This is a genomic window from Drancourtella sp. An57, assembly GCF_002161525.1.
GTDB lineage: Bacteria > Bacillota > Clostridia > Lachnospirales > Lachnospiraceae > Sellimonas > Sellimonas catena.
On the sequence record NZ_NFHY01000008.1, the window covers coordinates 164,864 to 179,581 of the forward strand.

General features: G+C 43.6%; 11 protein-coding genes. 2 read left to right on the forward strand and 9 right to left on the reverse strand.

Annotation, left to right across the window (positions count from 1 at the left end):
• Positions 1–409: 409 nt before the first annotated feature.
• The 7 genes from B5G11_RS08535 to B5G11_RS08565 all read right to left on the reverse strand — a co-directional run bounded on the left by B5G11_RS08535 (position 410) and on the right by B5G11_RS08565 (position 10,381).
• Positions 410–2,494, reverse strand: a complete 2,085-nt coding sequence (locus tag B5G11_RS08535; RefSeq protein WP_087252835.1) for a caspase family protein — start codon at positions 2,492–2,494, stop codon at positions 410–412.
• A 38-nt stretch (positions 2,495–2,532) separates the two neighbouring features.
• A complete protein-coding gene (locus B5G11_RS08540; RefSeq protein ID WP_087252836.1) occupies positions 2,533–5,670 on the reverse strand; it encodes an SIR2 family protein in 3,138 nt (1,045 codons plus the stop codon).
• An 81-nt stretch (positions 5,671–5,751) separates the two neighbouring features.
• Positions 5,752–7,086, reverse strand: a complete 1,335-nt coding sequence (locus B5G11_RS08545; protein WP_087252837.1) for a recombinase family protein — start codon at positions 7,084–7,086, stop codon at positions 5,752–5,754.
• Positions 7,031–8,308: a recombinase family protein gene (locus B5G11_RS08550; RefSeq protein ID WP_087252838.1), complete on the reverse strand. Its 1,278-nt coding sequence runs from the start codon at positions 8,306–8,308 to the stop codon at positions 7,031–7,033. The genes B5G11_RS08545 and B5G11_RS08550 overlap by 56 nt, the downstream gene beginning before the upstream one ends.
• On the reverse strand, positions 8,299–8,715 hold the full coding sequence (locus B5G11_RS08555; RefSeq protein ID WP_087252841.1) for a recombinase family protein: 417 nt from the start codon (positions 8,713–8,715) through the stop codon (positions 8,299–8,301). The genes B5G11_RS08550 and B5G11_RS08555 overlap by 10 nt, the downstream gene beginning before the upstream one ends.
• Positions 8,716–8,892: 177 nt before the next feature.
• Positions 8,893–9,957 (reverse strand): peptidoglycan recognition family protein, encoded by a 1,065-nt coding sequence (locus tag B5G11_RS08560; RefSeq protein ID WP_087252845.1) that lies wholly within the window; start codon positions 9,955–9,957, stop codon positions 8,893–8,895.
• 1 nt (position 9,958) lies between these two features.
• Complete coding sequence (locus tag B5G11_RS08565) at positions 9,959–10,381, reverse strand: phage holin family protein (RefSeq protein WP_087252848.1); 423 nt, start codon at positions 10,379–10,381, stop codon at positions 9,959–9,961.
• A gap of 201 nt (positions 10,382–10,582) precedes the next feature.
• Between B5G11_RS08565 and B5G11_RS08570 the strand changes: the two genes are divergently transcribed.
• Together B5G11_RS08570 and B5G11_RS08575 are read left to right on the forward strand one after the other, a co-directional pair.
• Entirely contained in the window at positions 10,583–10,909 is a 327-nt protein-coding gene (locus B5G11_RS08570; RefSeq protein ID WP_087166752.1) for a hypothetical protein, read from the forward strand.
• Positions 10,906–11,259, forward strand: a complete 354-nt coding sequence (locus tag B5G11_RS08575; RefSeq protein ID WP_087252850.1) for a SymE family type I addiction module toxin — start codon at positions 10,906–10,908, stop codon at positions 11,257–11,259. The genes B5G11_RS08570 and B5G11_RS08575 overlap by 4 nt, the downstream gene beginning before the upstream one ends.
• A 6-nt stretch (positions 11,260–11,265) precedes the next feature.
• On the opposite strand, the gene B5G11_RS08580 is transcribed toward B5G11_RS08575, so the two are convergent.
• Positions 11,266–12,657: a hypothetical protein gene (locus B5G11_RS08580; RefSeq protein WP_087252851.1), complete on the reverse strand. Its 1,392-nt coding sequence runs from the start codon at positions 12,655–12,657 to the stop codon at positions 11,266–11,268.
• Between the two features lie 16 nt (positions 12,658–12,673).
• On the reverse strand, positions 12,674–14,572 hold the full coding sequence (locus B5G11_RS08585) for a hypothetical protein (RefSeq protein ID WP_087252852.1): 1,899 nt from the start codon (positions 14,570–14,572) through the stop codon (positions 12,674–12,676).
• Between the last annotated feature and the right edge of the window lie 146 nt (positions 14,573–14,718).

The window sequence follows — 14,718 nt, forward strand, 5'->3', positions numbered from 1 at the left end:
TTTCCAAAGTAGACCAGTTTCTACTTACCTATAAAATGAAAAAATCCGGCAATCGAAACCTGTCCTCTGACAAGCCCCGACTCCCGGAAATCCCTTGTTTTCTATACTTTTTCAGTATTCTATTCTTTAACTTTTGACATCAGCACAACCGTCTCCACATGCGGTGATAGTTTCTTCTTATACTATATTGCATAACTGTTACATATATATTTATGGGGGGTGTAAAAATACTTATGCTTTGTTTCTACCCCTCCAAAACGAACTATCCCATTTTTGTCTCTAACGCTTTATCTAAAGTTTCTTTACAAAATAAAACTCTACAAACATACCTTTATCAGCAACAGATATATTTTAAGCTTCTATCTTCAAAGAACTATTAATACCCAATTCAATGACTAATTTCTACTATTTATTGGTGTTCTAATTTCTTTAAATACATTCCTGCAATAGCTTTAGTATTATTCCTATCATTCTTTTTTGAATAGTTTAACATTTCTTGTAGTTTACTGTCTTTGATTTCCATTTCACTTAAATCATACTCATTAACCAATTCGCACCAGTGCGTTGTTCTTTCATCCCCTTCTTTAATTTTATTTAACACTTCTTCGTCATATGGCAAACACTCATTTATATAATAAATCCATGAAGCTTTATCTAATTTATTTAACACTTGATATACAGGATCTACCGCATTAAAGGATCTACCATAAGCATTTCCTAAAAGAACCATTATACATGCACTTACACATTCTTTAATTGCAGGTCTAGGGATTTTATTTCCCAAACGTTCCAAACTATTGACAGCTTCAGGTTCATTATAAAAATTATTAAATGCATAATGAACACTTTTTACATGCTTTGCTGCTTGAATAAAAGAAAGTGAACGCAAATTTTCAGGAACATAATCAAAACCATGTACCCGTTCTAATGCTCTTTTAAATGTAATAATATGCGTTTGATCACCTCGATTCGCATACTTACTATATGTAATTCCAATATAATATCTATCATCTGACGATAAACTATTCCAGACACATTCAACTATTGTGCAAAAATTGGATGATACTGTTTCATACTCAGCACCTTCCGTACTTGAAAGTAAATTAATCAACGTACGGATTGTCGTTTTTTTATAAAAATATGGGCTGTTAGAAAGCATTTCCATTTTAGCAGCATTTTTTTCAAATAGATCATATTTTAAACTGCTCCTAAAATCTCCATATTCAATAGTTATCTCAGAACTATCATATCCTAAAACATATTGTATACAGGCTCTTATAACCGTATCACTTTCGTTTTGAGGCATATCTTCTTCTATGTCTCTTCCTTTATAATGTTGAACTAATTCATTTGCTTGAGAAAGGCGCATCTTTCCTGTTTTATTAATAAATCCTAATTCAGCAGCCAAATTTATAACCTCGAAAGCAGGTAATTCTTTAACATAGTCAAGATTATCCAATCCTACCATCTCTCCTACAAATTCCAGGCCTAGGGACAAAACTCTATCTCGTAAAATAAAGATTGAACGCTCCCATATAGTTTCTGAAGCAAATTCGAAATTATCTCCTATATATAAGCCATAAATCCCCTTAATTTCCTTTTCTCTTAACTGAACATTATATCTTAATATCGTCGATACATCAGCCTTTTTAGGTAGCTGTATTCCATTTGCCGCTGTCCATAGAGCTGGCAATTCATTATGAACAACCTGAATTTCATCATTCATTTTTGCAACCTCTCCTTTATTATCTATTACTACTATTTCATATTCTGCAGTTTTATTATTCCGAATGGCAAGACTTTGAATCCCAACTATAGAACCATTTAATGTTGGATGCTGAGATAAGCCCGTATCTTCACACCATTTTTCAAGCATTTCTGAGACAACAATTTTTAATTCTTCTATAGTTATTTCACTTTCTTTTTTCCATTTTTTTATTGCCTCTGAAATACAATATGTAAAAATCCCTTGTTCTTTTTTTGAATCCGGATAACTACATTCTTTTTCAGAACAAGAAGCTAACGTAGCCCAACTTTTATCTAGAAGTTTAGTAACAAAACCTGCACTCATATCTCCTCTGACATCTAATCCAGAATGGCAAGCATCTATTATTACAAAAGCATTTCCTTTAGATTTTTTTAAAATATGATTAATTTTTGATAATGAAAGTGCTGTATTTAATTCATCTCCCGGAACAGAATTAGGTAGAAGTAAAAACGCATCTTCTCCCAAGGCCATACCATGGCCTGCGAAATAGAACAGAATTGAGTCATACGGTGTCATTTTATTACATATTTTACTTATTTCACTATACCAGTACTCACAGTCACTTTCATCCGCATCCTTATATATCATTTGACTGTGGACATTTTCTTTTGCATAATCACAAAAATTAATCAATGTTTCTTGTAAAAGGAACAAATCATTATGGCAAAAACTTATATTATCATAATGGTAATATTCTTCACAGCTTAATCCTACTAGATACCTCATAGTTACTCATACCTTTCTCCATGGTATTTTACATATTATTACATAAAATATCTAAAATCATATGGCTTATCATAAATCACAACATCTTGTTTGGCCACCCTTGAAAGCATTTTTGCGAAATCCAATGTAACTGGTAAAACTTTATAAAAACTATCTCCACTGTTCCAATTCATCTTCGTAAGCATCATGATTTCATTTGCCAGTGTGGCTCCATCTGCCTGTCCCATGAACCTTCTTACTAATAGTGGTGCCGGTATTCCTCTACCATTTTTATAATAGTTTAAATGCTGTCCTGCTAATTCATCATGTTGGACAGATCCGTGTGTCCATATTAAAAAATTGTCTTTATTCAACTGTATAACTGTTCCTCGTTGGATTGCAAATTTGGATACAATTTTCATATTATCTGAATCAAATCGAATAGCTCTCCATGGTGTAAATTCTTGTATCTGCAATAATTCTATATCATCTATACCTGCCAGGCCTCTTGAAATCCCTTCCATTTCTTCTTTTGTAAAAAATGTAGTTTTATGAATTACAACGCGTCTCAAATCATACGTTGGAACAGAATCATCATATAATTTTTTTAAGCTTAACATTAATCTACAAGCATCTTCATTTCTCATAAAAGGATTCTTTTGGATGTACTGAGGATTTTTTAGAGGTCTCAAATAAAGCCTCATACCATTTCCTTCTGCATCAAATAATTGACTACATCCAATAGATATCCGCTCACCATTATTAACAGATTGCACATAGCTTAATCCTATAAAGGCCGTGTGTTTATTATATACAGCAGGCTTCCACAAACGTCCTACAGCTTTTGAATACAGACCGGTGGATAATCCCCACATTATTTTTGCCAAATCAGTACTCCAATTTTGCACTGCTGATCTTTCTTCTATCAACTGAATAACAATCCCTTTACTGGCACAATAAATTTTTAAAGAATCATGCAAATCAAAATATTCTGTATCATCCTTTTTTTCTCGTAAATGGCCAAGGCAGCTTGGAATATAAATTATTAATACATCAAAAGCTGCTAAATTTTTTGCGAACACATTTACATACTTAACCAGACCTTCATAAAATTTAATGGCATCCAATTTTAATACATTGTCTAGGTTATATGATTTAAATCTCTGACCATCTTGTATATTAGGAATGTCTATATCGCATCTAAATATTTTTTCAAAGCCGATATATTCAGGCAAAAAATATTTTTCCTGCTTTAATTTTGTGACAGAATTCTGCTTTAGTTTTTGTAAATGTTCTATAATATCTTGTTGTTTTTGACGCGGAGTCAAAATAGCTAGCTTGATACTTTCTTGAATAGAACCACTATTTCCAAATCGTTCTATAGGTCCATAGTTTACCAAACCTTTTAACTGATTTACCGCAACTTTACTGCTGTCTTCAATTGAAAAACACATTTGAGGTTCTTCACATTGAAAGCATTGAACCGCAGGCCACTCTTTACCTCTCCCCGTACCTCCGCTTGTATATACAAGTTTATCAAACTCCAATGAAAATCCCGATACTTCAAAAATCAATCTGCCATTGCTCTTCATTCTCGTTGTCCATTCATTAATTAAATGACTCGCCCTATCATTATACATTTTTGCAAAATAGCGGTTTATAATACTTTGTTTTTGTAATCTGTCGATAGATTTTCCATTCCTCTTCTCTATAAAAAATGTTGGCAAAACTGATAATACCACTTTGTCATCTATGGACGAAAGATGCAATTCAACTGCTTCAAAAACAATATTTCCCTTTTCTTCCACACTTTTCTTGGGATCATAATATTTATTTCTGCCGAAGCAAACTAAGCCTTTAGAAAGTAAAGTTATTTTTATCAAATCATAATAAAGGCTCCATACAAACGAATAATCTTTTTGATACCATTTCTCAGGAAATGCTTGTTCTTGTATATCTGATTTTATCGTTCCTAAAAATTTTTTTTGTATCTCATCTCGTTTTCCAAAAGCCCATACTTTTCCCTTAAACAAGGCTGCAACAACCTCTTTTGATTCACTCAAATGCCTTCTCAACTCTTTCCATGAAGTAATCGTAGTATCGAAGACATAGCTTTTACCTGGCAAAACTTTCGATTCAAATGTATTTGTTTTAGTAAATACATTCCTTTTCTTTAATCCCCCGAACATAATAGGTTTTATTTTTTCTGAATCTTTCCAGAGTTCATCAATCTCCTTATACGACTTTCCTAAGGACAAATATAGTCTATACATTAGATCATCAAAATTGTCGATATCCAAGATTCCAGATAAGTCATTATTAGCACAGGCATATTCCATAAATTTTTCTGCTTTTTCGCTCAGTTCAGACTCCTTGGGCTTACACCAAATCACACCATATGGCAATCCATCATTTGCTACAATTTTTTCTAATGCTGTCATTACAGAAGTATCATTGCCAGCATATCCAACCACAATTAACCCTTTTTCATGTAAACCGTCCTGAAATTTTTGGCTAACAGAGTTTTCTAATTTCTGTAATTCCTGAGTTGTATTTTTCAAGTGATCAAATAAATAATCTCCATGCAATTTTAATATCGTGGGAAATCCATCATTTAAGTTAAATCCAACACTATTTTCTACTGCAGAAGAAATAGTTTTTATAGATTTCCCTGCATCTAAAGCATATACACCAGCTTTTATTAGATCATCAAAATTAGTTGTATTTACAAAATTAATACGATTTTCTAAAATCATTGCTCCTAAACATAAATAACCTAAAGCTGGTTTAACATTTTGTACTTTTCTCTGTATATAGAGTTCTCTATCTCTGCTATTGGGATACACAAATTCAAAATAATGTGAATATTCATTTGGCGAATATAAGGTAGGATGATCTCCTGTTGCATCAAGATACTTTTGTATTTTGCTTTGTATGTTTTCTTTTTGCAAATCAGGAAATTCTGATTTTGATATTTTGTTTTCATTACAATAAATTTCTCTTTTAAAATCCCATATCATCTGTCCTCCAGATAAAATGCCTGATGATATGGATGCTCCCGCTCCTAAAAGTAAAGACATACTGCCATTTGGCTTAACCGAAAAACTACTAACAAAATTATGTATTGTATATTTCCGCATCATTGTCACCCCATAATACTGAAAATAGCATTTTGTAATCTGATCATATTTTACCATAAAGCCCTATCTTTTACTATCCGGAAAAAGCGCAAGAAAAAAAGCCGATCAGGACTCTCACATCCCAATCGGCCTCTTTTCTTACGCTTCTTCACTTCTACACTCAATCTCCGATCCGTCCAGAAATATCACCAGCAGTGTCCCATCCTCAAACACCTTGATATGATCCAATGTTTTCAGCATGAAATCCGTGTCCATCTCTTTGAGTGGCTTCACATCTTCTGTGTATTCCACAAATTTCTCCGCCCGGTATCCAGCCAGAAGGTCTTCTCCCTGCATCTGCCGTTTCCACTGTTCCAGGAAACTCTCACGATTTTCCACCAGTGCATTCCATGCCATAAGATATGCCTTTATCAGTGTCTCTTCCTCCACATGGCGGTTATCGCATCCCTGGACTCCTTTCACCCGGTATCTTTCGCTGCATTGCCACACTTTTCTGTCATATCCGGCACTGCTGCGCCATCCCTTTCTGGAAAAAACTTTATTGCAGGTTCCACAGATAATCCTAGAAGCAAAGGGATTTGTCTCCGGATTTCTGGAATAAGAATGGGTTCCATGCTCCTGTAGGTATTTTTCTCTCCGTTTAAATTCTAACTGGACACATTCCCAAATACGTGGATCTATAATCGCCTCGTGATCATCCTCCACATAATACATCTGGACTTCTCCAGCATTTTTCGCCCGCTTCTTGGTCAAAAAATCCACGGTATAACTCTTCTGTAGCAGGGCGTCTCCTTTATACTTTTCATTCTGAAGCATGCTGTTCATTGTAGTGGCATGCCACTTGGTACTTCCATCCCAATTTACCACCCCTTCCCGCTCAAAGATCCGCTTGATATAATCCGTAGTCTTTCCATCCAGGAATTCCTGGAACAGCCGGACAACGATCTTCGCCTGTCTGGAATTGACGATCAGTTTTCCTGTTTCATCGCTGTCATATCCCAGGAACCGCTTGGTACTCATCTTATGCTTTCCCGTTTCAAAGCGCCTGCGGATACCCCATGTGGAGTTTTCAGAAATCGACCGGCTTTCATCCTGTGCCAGGGAAGAAAGGATTGTCAGCAGAACCTCCCCCTTTGCATCCAGAGTATTGATATTCTCTTTTTCAAAAAGAATCCCGATACCAAGTTCTTTCAATTCCCGTACATAATTCAGGCAGTCCAATGTATTTCTGGCAAACCGGGAGATGGATTTCGTAATGATCATATCAATTTTTCCCTCCCTGCAGTCTGCGATCATGCGGTTGAATTCTTCTCTCTTTTTGGTATTGGTTGCGGAAATTCCTTCATCCGCATAGACCCCGGCAAACGTATACAGCGGATTGTCTTTGATGAATTTCGTATAATAATTCACCTGGTTCTCATAGCTTAATAACTGTTCTTCTTGGTCGGTTGACACCCGGCAGTACGCTGCCATCCGTATCCTCCGGACGTTCTGGCTGGGATTCTCCTGTGAAGTCAAATTCTGCCTTGCTGGTATAACGGTAATGCTTCTTGCCATCCTTCAAAACCTCCTCTACTACCGTTTGTCCCGTGACGTGCAGTCCTGCAAGTTCCGCATCATCAATCCGGATTCCCTTGCACGCCTGTTTCCCATGCTCAATGTAAGTGCTGCACAGCCATTGGATCTTTTTCTTGTAAACCTGCCTCCGCCGAAGCGTCTTTCCACAATGCGGGCAGATCAGCATTCCACTTAAGGGATACCGGTTCTGAAATTTCCTCGTTCCGTCCTGCCCGATATTTCTGATCTTTTTCCGGTAATCCCGCATCTCCTGCGCCTGCTGCCAGACTTCCGGTGAAACAATCGGCTCATGGTTCTCTGAAATATAATAGCTCTGTACTTCCCCTCGATTTCTCCGTGTGAAATTCCGCTTGTCTGGCGGCGTATAATATTTCTGTAAAAGGAAATCCCCTTTATACTTTTCATTGGCAATCATTCCGCCAATGGTCCCGCCTTCCCAGGTTCCCCCTGCCACTGTGGGAACTCCAAGATAATCCAGCAGGCTCGCAATTCTGGTACTTCCTACGGCCATCAGATAAAGGTCAAAAGACAGCCGGACAATCTCTGCCTCTTTGCCATTCACCACCAGATCCCCGTATTCGTTTTTGTCATAGCCGCAAAAACGGGAAGTGGTGATCATCACCTCTCCCCGCTCAAATTTCTTCTTGATGCTCCATTTATTGTTTTCACTCATGCTCCTGCTCTCTTCCTGGGCAAAAGAAGCGAGGACGGCAAGCATCATCTCACCGTCCCCTGAAAGAGTGTTGATTTTCTGTTCTTCAAAAAAAATACCGACACCCAGTTCTTTCAGTTCTCTCGCAACTTTCAGAACGGTGACGGTATTTCGTGCAAACCTTGATATGGACTTTGTTATGATCAGATCGATCTCCCCTGCTCTTGCTCTCTCCAGCATCTTCTGGAACTGCGGCCGGTTTTCACAATATCCGGAGATCCCCTGATCTGCATAGACACCAGCAAACGCATATTCCGGATTCGACCGGATCAGCCTTTCGTAGGTTGCTGTCTGATTTTCCAGAGATTCCTCCTGCCTTCTGCTGTCAGTGGAAACCCTGGCATAAGCACAAACTCTTTTTTTCTTTTCTGCCGCAGGAACCGCAGTGATAATCCTTATCCGCATGTTTCTTCACTTCCTTCAAAATAAGCCGCAATAAATTTCTGAATCCTTTGAAAAATACGCCCTGCATCTTCCACTTCATCCAAACAGAGGACTTCCACCTGCGCCTTTTCACAGATTTCCATAAACTCCATAAACTGTCCCCAATCCCTGGCGATCATCGCCGCCCGGACAGAAACCACTACATCAATCTGATCTTGTGAAATTTCCTGTTTCAGACGGTTGAACTCCTTCCTGTCCGGATCAGCGCCAGAGGCTTCTTCAAAATAGATTTTCAGTTCCCATTCCTGTTTTCCATAGGCTCTTTCCAACCGTTTTTTTACATCGTCCAAAAACTGGGTATAATCATGATCCCTATGATTCATACGGCAATAAAAAGCCACCCTATTCACTCTTCCTGCTATTACCATTCTTACAAGTTCTCCTTTCTTTTTTGGTAGTCTATCTATCACTCTAAAGCCCCTGAAAGTCAAGCAGTTTCACCATTTCCACCGTTTTTTGCTTCCACTCTCGCCAAACTTATCCTTTGCAGAAATTTTGCCGGACAGAAGATTGTTTCTCTCCTGCCCGGCACTTTTCACTTTCTTTTACACTCGTTTAGCATAATCCAGACTGATCCATCCGGCTCCGGATTTCAGTTTCCCCCATCCGGCTTTGGAGCCCTGTCCGGATCGGGTCTCCACAATCGTGAAGGTTCCTTTTCCCGTGTACTTTCCAGTAGTTCCATAGTTGGTTCCCGGACCTTTCCGGATGTTCAGGTCTGTGGCGGATACCTGTACCAGAAAAGAGCCGCTGGAAGAACTGCCTCCGGAACCGGAGGACTGCACCGTACAGTAGGACGGGTTCTCCAGATAAATCCAGCCTGCTCCGCTCTTCAAACGTCCCCAGCCATTTTTTACTTCCACAATGGTAAAGACCCCTTTTCCCGTCTGGCCCTTTACACTTCCACTCATGGACGGGGCAGACCGATAGTTCAGATCCGGAATGAGTACCTTTACCGTAAAGGGAACCGCTGGGAACCCAGAAATCCCAGAACCACCGCTGCCAGAAGAAGAACCGCCTCCGGCCGTGCTTCCACCCATGGCAGCCTTCACTGCCTTACGGAATCCATCCATGGTATATCCCATACTAAGGCCGTTCCAGAGATGCTCCGGATCGCCATGGTTGGAGGCAATCCCACGGCTGTAGCCCTCCCGGTGGCTGACGATCACACCGTCTGCGGTCGGATTCAGATTGTACTGCTTGCACAGCATGGCGAACAGTTCCACTGCCGCATCATAAGTGCGCTTCGCCACAGCCTTTGCCGTGGACAGATCGGAACAGGTAAAGTTTGAGCCTGACCTGTACCGGATACACGCAGGCTCACACATCTCCACTCCGATATGGGTATTGTTTCCGCTGCCTTTGCTGCCGGAACCGCAGTGCCAGCCTCGGTGGTTCCAGGGGAGGGTCTGATACACTGTGCCGTCATTGCCGTCAATAAAACCATGCACACAGGCATTGTCATAGGACGGGCTGTTCCAGCTATTGATAAACACAGACGCCTTCGGCTGGGGACATCCCACCGAATGGAGCATCAGCCCCTTGACTGTGATCTTTCTTCCTGCCGTATAGCAGGGATTTTTCGTCAAAATACTCTGTACTAACTTCATCTCATTTCTCCTCTGTTTCTGTTTTTTCTGCCCGGTCATGAAGCTGTTCCAGGACAGCCTTGATCTTTTCCGGCACCGGAAGCCCCAGATGTGCCGCATTCTCCAAAAGGCTCACGCCCTCATTGGAAATGTAGAAAAAGATCACCGCCGTCCGCAGCACCGATCCAGTGCCGATAACATGGACATCCAGGATGTTAGCGATCCCTACCAAAAGGAAGATCAGCACTTTCCTGCAGATGCCCCTAAAGCCTACGTTGCTGGACAGCGTCTTATCAGAAATGGCGCACATCACACCGGTCAGATAATCCACCGCTACAAAAAGCACCAGGGCGATCAGCAGCCCGTCATTGCCGCCAAGGAAATACCCCAGCCATCCGCCCACAGCGGCAAATACCATCTGGACCATGTTCCAAAATTCTTTCATTACAAATACCTCGCTTTCGTTCCATAAGAAAAGACGCCCATCTCTGAGCGCCTGCCTTCAGGTTGCTATGTGAAGTGTCTAATCTGCACAATCTCCATTGCGGAGATTTGTGCGGTTTATGGCACAGAATCAGGTTGCTATTCCTGCCAGATAGAGTGATAAATACAATCACCAAAAGCCCTTGGCAGGAAGGAGGAAAAAATGTTTACGCCAAAGGAATTGAACGCCATTGACCCCGTCTATTTTTCCATCATCGCATTACATGGAAGCGCCGTGACGCTCCAGTCAAACAACACCGGCCACTGCTGGCATATCCTTCTGGAGGAATACCCACGTTTCAGAAGCTGCCGGATCTATCACACCCATCACAGAGGAACCCCTTACCATGAACACGGGCATGGAGCTACGCTTCCCTGCTGTCTCCGGCAGATCCGGTCCCATGACACCTATTGGCTTGGCAGGGAAGGGTCTTATCGGAAGCGACCCAGGAAAAACCACAAAACAGACGAACAGGAGGTACGCTCATGAACAAGAAACATATCAAAGTCGCATACACTAGCCGCCTTTCCGGCGGTTCCTACACCCAGGTCCCGAAAATTCAGATGGAGGGGCGCTGGCTGGAAGAACTTGGCTTTTCCATCGGAAGTACCATTGTGGTCGAATATGGGGAAGGTTCCCTGTGTATCCGCCCGATGACCGAAACGGAATTGGCTGAAAAACAGCACAGAGAGGCCCAGAAGGAGTTGGACAGCAAAGCCGCTGAAATCCGAAGCCTCCAATTCCGGCTGGAAAAAGAAGGCCAGGAACTCCAGCGTGTAGCAGAGCCACAGCAGGAATACATCCTCATCTCCGGGGACTCCCCAAAGCGCCGCCGCTAATCCCCCTTACTCCTCCGTCATCGTGTAGGTGATCTTCATAGTCTTATCCACCGTCTTCACCACCGCTGAGGAAAGGTTATTGATGGATGCCAGGTACGGCGTCAGCAGATAAGCCGTCCGGTACTCATTCCCATAGCTGCCGCCCCATCCAAACAGGAAATTCTTGTACTGGAACAGGGGAGTTGCGGCGTTATTGAGCCGGAAACTTCCCTGGGTCTGGATCACCGTATCCTCCGCTGTGATCTGAAAATCTCCGCCTACAATCAAATCCCCGATCAAAGTCATATACAGCTCACAGGAGCCGGTCTCACAAAGGGGCTTCCACTTAGAGGTAAATCCGAAATTGATCAGCGTCACATCCGTGGAATTGGACAGGCTGATCTTATAAATTCCCGTCTTGTCATAGGCTGGCACATACAGATACCCGCCCCGGACGCAGCATTTCACCACACGCTCCGCAAAGGTGCCGTTCTCTCGGTTCCCCACATCCATCAGCTTGGCATTGGACAGCGTCCACTGCCCCTCAGTGAAGGAATAATCCGTTTTAGAAATCTTGATCCAGAGCATCGCAGCATCCCCGGAAGAATTTCCCTCATTGGAAAACCCGTACCAGTATCCATCCTGCCCGTCCATGAATTCCCCGTACTTGGTATAGCTTCCCAGAAATTCAAAGGTCTCCGGCGTCAGCACCTCATCATCCAGGACGGTATAAGTGGAATCGTCCAGCTTCTCATTCAGCCCGATGGAAAACACCGGGATCCGCAGCTTCCGGATCCGGACGCCCGCATTCTCAAAGGTGATGGAATACAGCAGGCTGTTCTCGAAATCCATCTCCACTACCTCAAACAGCACCATCTTGTTGGCATCCGGGATTGCCCCGATATCCGCAGCCTTTAACTGAAGGAAGGCGCTGGCATCCCCCACAAGGCTTCCAAAACCATTCTGTCCGCCCAAAGCGCTGGTCAGCGCCACCGCTGCGATCGTCCCGTTGCCCTGGTTGGGCGTAAATTCCCACACAAACTTATATCCATTGCTGAGCGCCATGCTCTCCGTCAGGTTCAGGCTCCCCCTGGCCAGGTTCGCCGTAGAATTGACATTGTTGGAAGCGTAGGCCACCGGCAGGTTGTCGGAGCTTTCATACAGCAGTTCCTCATCCTCCGCCAGCGCTTCAGAAAAGAGCAGGATGCCGCCGATCAAGTTGGGGCAGATGGGAAGAAGATTCCCGTTCCAGAGGACCGCATCGTCATACTCCCCGGTTGCCGCGTAAAAGATACCCATAGGGTTTAACCCCAGGATATTATTGACGGACTCTGTAATCATGTTCTCCTCCGTAACCGTTTCCACCGCCCCGGTATTCGCGTCTGTCAGTTCGATTGTCATCACGCCTTTTAAGATCATGTCTATTTCCCTCCCATCATTCTGCGTCACTGGATACCGGCAGCGTCACCGGCCGGCAGAACGCCCCGATCTTCGGCTTTGCTGTCAGTGTATCTGAGTAACTTTTCTGCACCAGTTCCATCGTTTCTACTGCCATCACATCCGTCACACTCTTCCCCTGCAGGCCGCCGCTCACAGAAAACAGAGCCGCCGTTTCCTCAATATCAATCCTGCCGTCCCATGCTGCCGCGGCTGCCATGGCCTGGCCGCTGATGGAAGCAATGCAGTCCCCGATCCCCACACTGCCGGAGCCGTCCTCCATCCGCAGGTACACGTTGAAGGTATTTGTGATATTCGGCACGATATTTTCAATCGGATAATACAAAGACAGGATGTGCTTTCCGCTGTGCCAAGTCTCCACCGGATGATGGAGCAGGATCTCCGCATTGTTCAGTTCAAAGGTGACATAGCAGACTGCCTTCCCGTCCTCCGTCCAGGTGACCGGCAGGCTCACATCTACGGAAATATCTGTGGTTTCTTCCCCGGCAGCACCATCCTCAGAACCATTTTCTGTATCCGCTGCTCCACCGGATGTCCCTCCACTGTCTCCTGTATTCCCGGAAGGAAACGGGATCACGATCGTGCCGCTGGCATTGGCTGACCTTACTGTCGGATCAGCCGCCACATCCACCACCACCTGGCCGAAGAACTGGGCATGGTTTTCCTCTTTGGAAGCAAACTCAATGCTGATAATCCGGACATCCGTCTCCCCAATGGAATACTCAGAAGCATTGGTAAAGGTATGGATGCCGATCTTTCCCGCCTCGATCTGGTTTAAGAGGCCGGAGATGTTCTTATCATTCTTGGACTTTGCCTGAGAAAGCCGGGGATTTTTCCCCACACATTTCAGGCTCTGCCTGCCGCTGATCTTAACCGTAAAAGACGTCACACAGGTGATCTGCTGGGCATCCGCCTGCCCGCCGGAGAAGGTCAGCACATCTCCCAGATCCAATGCCGGATTTCCAATGGTATCGGAATCAAAAGGCACATATTTCACTTTGGAAAGGGCATCCAGGATGTTCCCGCACAGTTCTGCCCTGGTCTCTTCCAGTCCGAACTGCAGGAGGGGATTGACTCCCAGGTTCATGGTCAGCCCGTCATCTGTTTCCAAAGCGTAATACTCGGAAGTCTGCGTCCGCAGGTTGGTGGAACTGACCGCTGTGTACCGGGTCACAAAATCAGAAAAGCTGCTGGAAAACCGATGCTTCTGCAGGATCTCCATTACCGGTGTCTCCCCATACTGCCGGAATTCCAGCTCCCCGGCCCGGTTGATGCAGAAGAACCCGCCCAGCACCTGTGCCGTAAAATACAGCACATCCCGGTATGTCTCAATGTCATTCTCCGGATAAATGGAGAGCAGTTCTGAGCCATTCGGAAGAGCCTCAATCTCCGCCTGGGTCTGCGCCAGTTCCACCCCGCAGGCCGTACCGCACAGCGCCATCATCCCATAAGCGGTGCCGATGGTTTCAAAGCCATTGAAAGCCCGGTCAAAGCGGAGCATCCGGTCATAAGCCTTCAGTTCCAGCACATGGACGGTCCGGTTGGCTTCACTCACTTCAAAGATCCCCATAGGGACAGTCTCATAGACGCCGCTGGCAAGCCGGAGATGATAGGACAATTCCACTTCCGCATCCTCCAGCGTATACCGGTCAATATCCAGGAACAGGCTGATCCCCATCTCCGCAGCATACACCGCACCCAGTTCGATCTCAGAATTGCCGCAACACTGGGCCGTGATATAGCCGCTGCCTTTCACAATATCCTCCTGGTCAAAGGGATACTCCACACCGCCTGCCGTGGTGATCTTCCCCGTCCAGTAATACTTCCGGGTGTTTCCCTGCACTGCCTGCAGAAACGCGTCGCTCACCGGGTACATCGGACACCCCTCCTTCCGTTTCCAGGCATTAAAAAAGTGTCTTCGACACTTCAGCCCCCTAGCCCCCATTCATGGGGGAATTGGGGGTTTCTTTTTATGTGTTTTTCCTGCATAATAGACTTATGAATATATTACAAACCATTTTT